This window comes from Bradyrhizobium hipponense (assembly GCF_008123965.1).
In the GTDB taxonomy this organism is placed as follows: Bacteria; Pseudomonadota; Alphaproteobacteria; order Rhizobiales; family Xanthobacteraceae; genus Bradyrhizobium; species Bradyrhizobium hipponense.
Genome location: NZ_VSTH01000237.1, coordinates 1 through 6118, shown reverse-complemented (window position 1 = coordinate 6118; position 6118 = coordinate 1). Strand labels below are relative to the sequence as shown.

The following is a 6118-nucleotide window of genomic DNA, read 5'->3' as shown; positions in this document are numbered from 1 at the left end:
ATGACGCAGTAAGACTAACCTGAAGGGTTTGTTATGAACCAAATTATTCCAGCCAATGAGCCCGGACGCCTTGAAGCGCTAAGAAACTACGCAATCCTCGACACACTTCCGGAAATTGGATTCGACGAGATCGCCGAACTGGCGGCCCAGATTTGCGGTTGCCCTGCCGCCTTGGTGAGCTTCGTTGACGCGTCGCGGCAATGGATCAAGGCAAAGTATGGTCTACTTCCTGCAGAGCTTTCCGAATGCCCGCGGGAAATTTCGATTTGCACGGTCACGATCTGCAACAACGACATCCTCTACGTCCCTGATCTGATGAAGGATCAGAGATTCAATACCAGTCCGCTTGTGACGGGCGATTTGCACATCGGTTTCTACTGCGGTGTTCCACTCATTACTCGAGATGGTCATGCCTTGGGTACTTTGTGCGTGATCGACTTCGGGCCGCGCGAACTTACCTTCGAGCAGCGGGAGGCATTAAGGCGACTATCCCGGCAGACCATGGTTCACCTCGAATTGCGCCGGCAATTGCTTGTGCGCAACGAAATGCTGCTTGAATTGGAGCGTGCGCGCGACCGCGCAGTTGCCGAGAAAGCTGAATCGGACAAACTGCTTCTGAACATCCTGCCGCCATCCATTGCAGCCGAGCTAAAGACAAATGACCGCGTTCAGCCGCGCTACTTCGACTCTGCAACCGTGATCATGATCGATTTCACCGGATTCACCCGCCTGGTCGAAACAATGGAGCCGGCGAGCGTGATTGATCAACTCGACCAACACTTCACTAAGTTCGACGATATCATGGCCAATCACCGTCTGGAGAAACTCAAGACGATCGGAGATGCCTATCTCGCCGTTGGCGGCGTACCGGAACCCAATCGCTCGCACGCAATCGATGCCTCATTGGGTGCGCTGCAGGTACTCGATCACTTAGCCAGGCTCAATCGGCAACGGGAGAAGCTGCGCTTGCCAGCGTGGCAGGTGAGAATCGGAATTAATACTGGACCAGTCATCGCTGGCGTCGTCGGCAAACACAAATTTACCTACGATATTTGGGGGAATACAGTGAACATTGCCCAGCGCGTCGAAGCCGCCGGAGTTCCAGGCCGCATCAGCATTGCCGAATCGACCTGGCAGTACATCAAAACGCGCTTCGAGATAGACGTCCGGGGCGCCGTCGAAGTGAAGCACCAAGGCTTGGTGAATATGTATTACCTCAATCGTATCAAACCCGAATTTGCCTCTGATTCAGCCGGGATAATTCCCAACGACCGATTTTGGAAGCAGGAATGAGAGCGCTCTTTACGACGCCTCGATGTCCGAGTTGGGTCAATTGCGGCGGTTGAGGCAAGTGCAGCTCGGCGTACGGGTTACGAGCGACAGCGGACATCACGGCGGCTCAAGCACTCCTCGGCTTAACGCACAGGAGCGGACATCGGATATCATCGAATAGGCCCAGGCGACCTTACTCATTGCTCGATTTCGGTCTTCGCCACCACCTCCGTCCTGGAAAAGCGTCAGCTTGCACAATGCGAAGTGACGTTGGCAAACTCTTTCGCGATGCCAATCCCGACAATGAGGGGCTGGAGCTTTGCCCTGCTGTTTATGGCCGCTTTTCCGAATGCAAGCTTGTGCTGCTTACCTCGTTCAAAGTCACGGGACTCGTTCTCGGCAACAAAACTGACGGCATCTATCCTGCGAAGTTTTACAAAATTCGCACGTTCGCAGGCCGGGTGGGATACATTTCGTTTCGCCAGCGGGACCGGTTTGTTGATTTAAGCTCTCCATCGCGTTCGAACATGAGGTAGACGCTGTACGTCCGCTTCACCGCGGTTTCGCGAGCATCGAGCCGCTCAGCCGGTGCCCGAAACTGCTCGGTTCTCGTGCATGCAACAGCGCAGACTTCACACCTGCGCTGCAAATCGGTCGATCAGCCATTGCGTTGCAGGACCCGGCGGCGTTTGGACTCGCCAAATCGCCTGCAGCGGATACAGCGCATCCTTCACGCCACGGATATCCAGCTCGATGAGCCTTCCTGCCTCGAGGTCGCCGCGGACCATGAATTCCGGCATCAAGCCCCAACCTATCCCGGCCAATAGCAAGGCGTGCTTCACGCCGAGATCTGCCAGCCGCCATGTCTTGCTACTCACGACACCGAAATCCTGGCCTTGTGTCAGTGGCGAACGGTCGGTCAGAACCAGCTGGATGTGCTCGCGCAGCTCACCAGGCGAATGTCGCCGCGAGCGTGCCAGTGGATGAGACGGCGATGCGACTGGGATTAGCCTGACGTTTCCAATCTGCTGCCTGTCCATGTCATCCGGAAGCGGATGCATGGCGCAGTTGATTCCAAGCCGTGCGGTGCCGTCTGCCACGAGCTGGGTCACCGCACCAAGCGCTTCCGCATGCACCCGCAACTGAACCGTCGGATACGCAATCTGGAAGGCTTGCAGAGCGTCGACCAGGCGGGCCGTCGGGAGCATCACGTCAGCGACCAGCGAGACCTCCGCCTCCTCGCCTTCGCGGAGGCTCGCTGCCTTGGCGCGCATCTTCTCCATGCCTTGCAGAACTGAGCGTGCGTGAGCGAGCAGCGCACGTCCGGCTTCGGTGAGTTCAGGCTTCTTTGTCCCCGAGCGATCGAACACGGCGACCCCGAGCTGATCCTCGAGATTGTCTATCCCGTAAGCGATCGCCGAGGTGGCACGGTTCAGGCGTCGTCCGGCCGCGGCGAAGCTGCCGCACTCCGCCACCGTCGCCAGAATCTGGAGCTGATCGATTGTGGGCGTACCGACCTTCATTTCTAAAATCCTGAATAACCTGTTCGAGATTATCTGCATTTTCTGAAATGTGGAAGGGGGCTATCGCTCGCCCATTGGTTCAAACGAGATCGCCCATGAATACCCTCACACTCCCGCGCGAGCGCAACGTCGCGACCCTCCATGCCGCCTTCCATACCCTTGAAGGAGATGGGTTCGAGGTTCGTCGCGCCATCCCATCGTCCGCCTTTGAGGCCATTGGCCCTTTCATCTTCCTTGATCATTTCGGGCCGGTCGAGGTGCGGCCGGGCGAAGCCAAGGGCGCCTCGGCTCATCCTCACGCCGGTATCGAGACTCTGACCCTGCTCCTCGAAGGGCGGTCGGTGCACAAAGACAGCCTCGGCAATGTCAGCGCGATGGGGCCAGGCGAGGTGCAATGGATGCGCGCAGGCCGCGGTGTGATCCATGACGAATCGCCGGACGAGGCCCTGGTGCGCACGGGCGGCCGGGTGCACGGGGTGCAGTTGTGGATCAACATGCCGAAAGGCGGGAAGCACGCAGATCCTGCCTATAGGCACGTGAAGGCTGACGCGATTCCGCTGTTGCCGCATGACAACGGAACAGTGCGCCTCATTGCAGGGCAGGTCGGCAACGACACCGGTCCCGTCTGGACTTCCGGCGGTCCCTTTGTGGTTCACGCCAGCCTGATGTCCGGCGGCACACTGCGCATCGATGCGTCGGGCGCGCGTGAACTTGCGCTCTATGTCATGACGGGCAAAGTCGCGATTGCCGACGAGACCGTCGAGCCGGGGCAGCTTGCCCGCCTTACGTCCGGGGACACGCTGCAAGTCGCAGTGCAGGAGAACAGTGAGCTGCTGCTGGTTGGCGGCGACCCACTCGATGCTCCCATCGTCCGCCACGGTCCTTTCGTCATGAATACCATCGCCGAACTCGAACGGGCGGCCCGTGACTATCACGCGGGACGGATGGGACAGATCTGACATGCCCCATCGCGTCCATCATTACCGTCGGAACAAGCCGTCAATCCAGCCAGCTCAAACCAGGAGACCTTCCATGTCTACGCCTACTTATCTGCCCGCACTGGGGCGCCTGCTGATCGCGCTCATCTTCATCTTGTCGGGTCTGTCGAAGATCGCTGCTCCCGCCAACACCATCGCTTACATCCAGTCCGCTGGGACGCCATTTGCGCCGGCTGCTTTCGCCGTCGCGGCGATCGTCGAGGTGATCGGCGGGCTTACTTTGCTGGTTGGCTTTCAGACCCGCCTCGTCGCTGCAGCCCTGGCAATCTTCACGCTGGCCGCGGCGGTGCTGTTCCACAACAACATGGCCGACCAGAACCAGATGATCCACTTCATGAAAAACCTCGCGATCACCGGAGGCCTTCTGCAGGTGATCGCGTTCGGTCCCGGCGCGTTCAGCCTGGACAACCGGCGCCGGTCTGCTTCCGTCCCCGCGTAAGCGGTCTGATTGAAGAAATAGCGGCGAGACTCATCTCGCCGCGGTTTGGCACGGGTTTCGCAGTCGCCGTAAACGGGAGCTTCAAATGCCATTTCCGATTACGGAACATGTCCTGAAGACGATGCGTCATACGACTGCTTATCTTGCGTGCGGCGCTGTCGACGCGCCGATAATCAATTTCTTGCATGGATGGCCCGAACTGTCGATTAGTTGGCGTCACCAATTGCCAATATTCGCCGAGCTAGGATTCCGTTGCGTGGCGCCAGATATGCGTGGATACGGCAGGTCCAGCATCTATCGGCAGCATGCGGATTACGCGGTCGAAAATAGTGTGCGCGACATGGTCGAGCTCTTGGATTCGCTTGGACGCGAGAAGGCTGTGTGGGTGGGACATGACTGGGGTAGCCCGGTGGTTTGGGACATTGCCAGTCACCATCCAGACCGGTGCCACGGCGTTGCCAACCTATGCGTACCTTATCTGCCCAAGGGCTTCGCGCCGGAAAATTTGCTTCCGCTTGTCGATCGGACGCTCTATCCGGAGAACGAATTTCCGGCAGGTCAGTGGGAATACAAACTATTCTATCAAGAGAACTTCTCGACGGCCTGTGCCGCGCTCGAAGCCAACCCACGAGACACGGTGAAAGCGCTGTTCCGCAAGGGTGATCCCGCGGCTCGAGGCAAGCCGGCCCGCACCGCGCTGATACGTAAGCATGGTGGGTGGTTTGGTGGCGCGGGTAGAGCCCCAGACGTGCCTATGGATTGCGATGTGCTAACTGAAGCGGACCTTGCCGCATACACGGCAGCATTGGAGCGGAACGGCTTCCTCGGTCCGGCCTCTTGGTACATGAATCACGATAGGAACATTGCTTATTCGGCAAAGGCGATCAACGGCGGTCGGCTCGACATGCCCGTGCTTTTCCTTCATGCGGCCAACGACGTGACCTGCGACACGACGGGCTCCCGCCTCGCCGAGCCGATGCGTGAATACTGCGCGGACCTGACTGAGGTAGTGGTCCAATCGGGGCACTGGATGGCGCAGGAACGCCCCGTCGCAGTGAATGCGGCATTGGCGAAGTGGTTTGGAATGAAGTTGGCCAACGTCTGGGCGTCATGACGGGCTGCTTGACTGGCCACACGGGGCCCAAGCGGCTACCGCTAATGCCCGAAGCATGTCCGTTCAGGGCCCATAAAGAGGGCGTCTCTGGGCCCTTCATCCTCGAATCCCTTGGCACCTGCAAGCAAATGCGTAGACTGGCCTCGACCAATCCAGGAGGGAGAGTTGGTGATCGAGCGGCCCAACCGACGGCTGAGGACGATCCTCGCGGCCGATGCAGTCGGCTACAGTCGGCTTGTGGGAACTGACGAGGAAGGCACGCTCGAGCGCCTCCGGGCCATCCGCAAGGAAGTGATCGATCCTGTGATGGCCGCTCATCGCGGGCGCATCGTGAAGACCACGGGAGATGGCTTGCTGGCCGAGTTCGCCTCGGTTGTGGATGCAGTTCGTTCGGCGATCGATATGCAACGGGCTATGGTTGAGAGCAATGCCGGCTTGGCACCGGATAGGCGCATCGAATTCCGCATCGGTATCAATCTTGGTGACGTGGTCGTGGAGGACGATGGCGACCTCATGGGCGACGGCGTCAATGTGGCGGCGCGATTGGAGAGCATGGCCGAACCTGGTGGTATTTGCCTCTCTGGTGCGGCCTATGACCAGGTGCGCGGCAAGATCGATATTGCCGCGCACGATCGCGGTCGGCAGCAACTGAAGAACATCGCCGAACTGGTGCAGGTCTATGCGCTTTCACCCGCACATCCCGCAGCAGCAGCGCCGCACGCGGCCGTCGCACCGCGGCTCTCCATCGTTGTTCTTACTGCGTCATGGGTTT

6 protein-coding genes are annotated in these 6118 nt (G+C 59.2%); 5 read left to right on the top strand and 1 reads right to left on the bottom strand.

Annotation, left to right across the window (positions count from 1 at the left end):
* Window positions 1-33: 33 nt before the first annotated feature.
* Window positions 34-1293 carry an adenylate/guanylate cyclase domain-containing protein gene (locus FXV83_RS40995; RefSeq protein ID WP_148745710.1) on the top strand — a complete coding sequence of 420 codons (1260 nt, stop codon included), beginning with the start codon at window positions 34-36 and terminating at the stop codon, window positions 1291-1293.
* Window positions 1294-1904: 611 nt separating this feature from the next.
* On the opposite strand, the gene FXV83_RS40990 is transcribed toward FXV83_RS40995, so the two are convergent.
* The gene (locus FXV83_RS40990; RefSeq protein ID WP_148745709.1) at window positions 1905-2795 is read right to left on the bottom strand and encodes a LysR family transcriptional regulator; all 891 of its coding nucleotides are present in this window, start codon (window positions 2793-2795) and stop codon (window positions 1905-1907) included.
* Between the two features lie 95 nt (window positions 2796-2890).
* Between FXV83_RS40990 and FXV83_RS40985 the strand changes: the two genes are divergently transcribed.
* The 4 genes from FXV83_RS40985 to FXV83_RS40970 form a co-directional block, all read left to right on the top strand.
* Window positions 2891-3754 (top strand): pirin family protein, encoded by an 864-nt coding sequence (locus tag FXV83_RS40985; protein WP_148745708.1) that lies wholly within the window; start codon window positions 2891-2893, stop codon window positions 3752-3754.
* A gap of 73 nt (window positions 3755-3827) precedes the next feature.
* On the top strand, window positions 3828-4232 hold the full coding sequence (locus FXV83_RS40980) for a DoxX family protein (RefSeq protein ID WP_148745707.1): 405 nt from the start codon (window positions 3828-3830) through the stop codon (window positions 4230-4232).
* 85 nt (window positions 4233-4317) lie between these two features.
* A complete protein-coding gene (locus FXV83_RS40975; protein ID WP_187436534.1) occupies window positions 4318-5346 on the top strand; it encodes an alpha/beta fold hydrolase in 1029 nt (342 codons plus the stop codon).
* 168 nt (window positions 5347-5514) lie between these two features.
* A partial coding sequence (locus FXV83_RS40970; protein ID WP_235940600.1) for an adenylate/guanylate cyclase domain-containing protein occupies window positions 5515-6118 on the top strand: 604 nt, incomplete at its 3' end.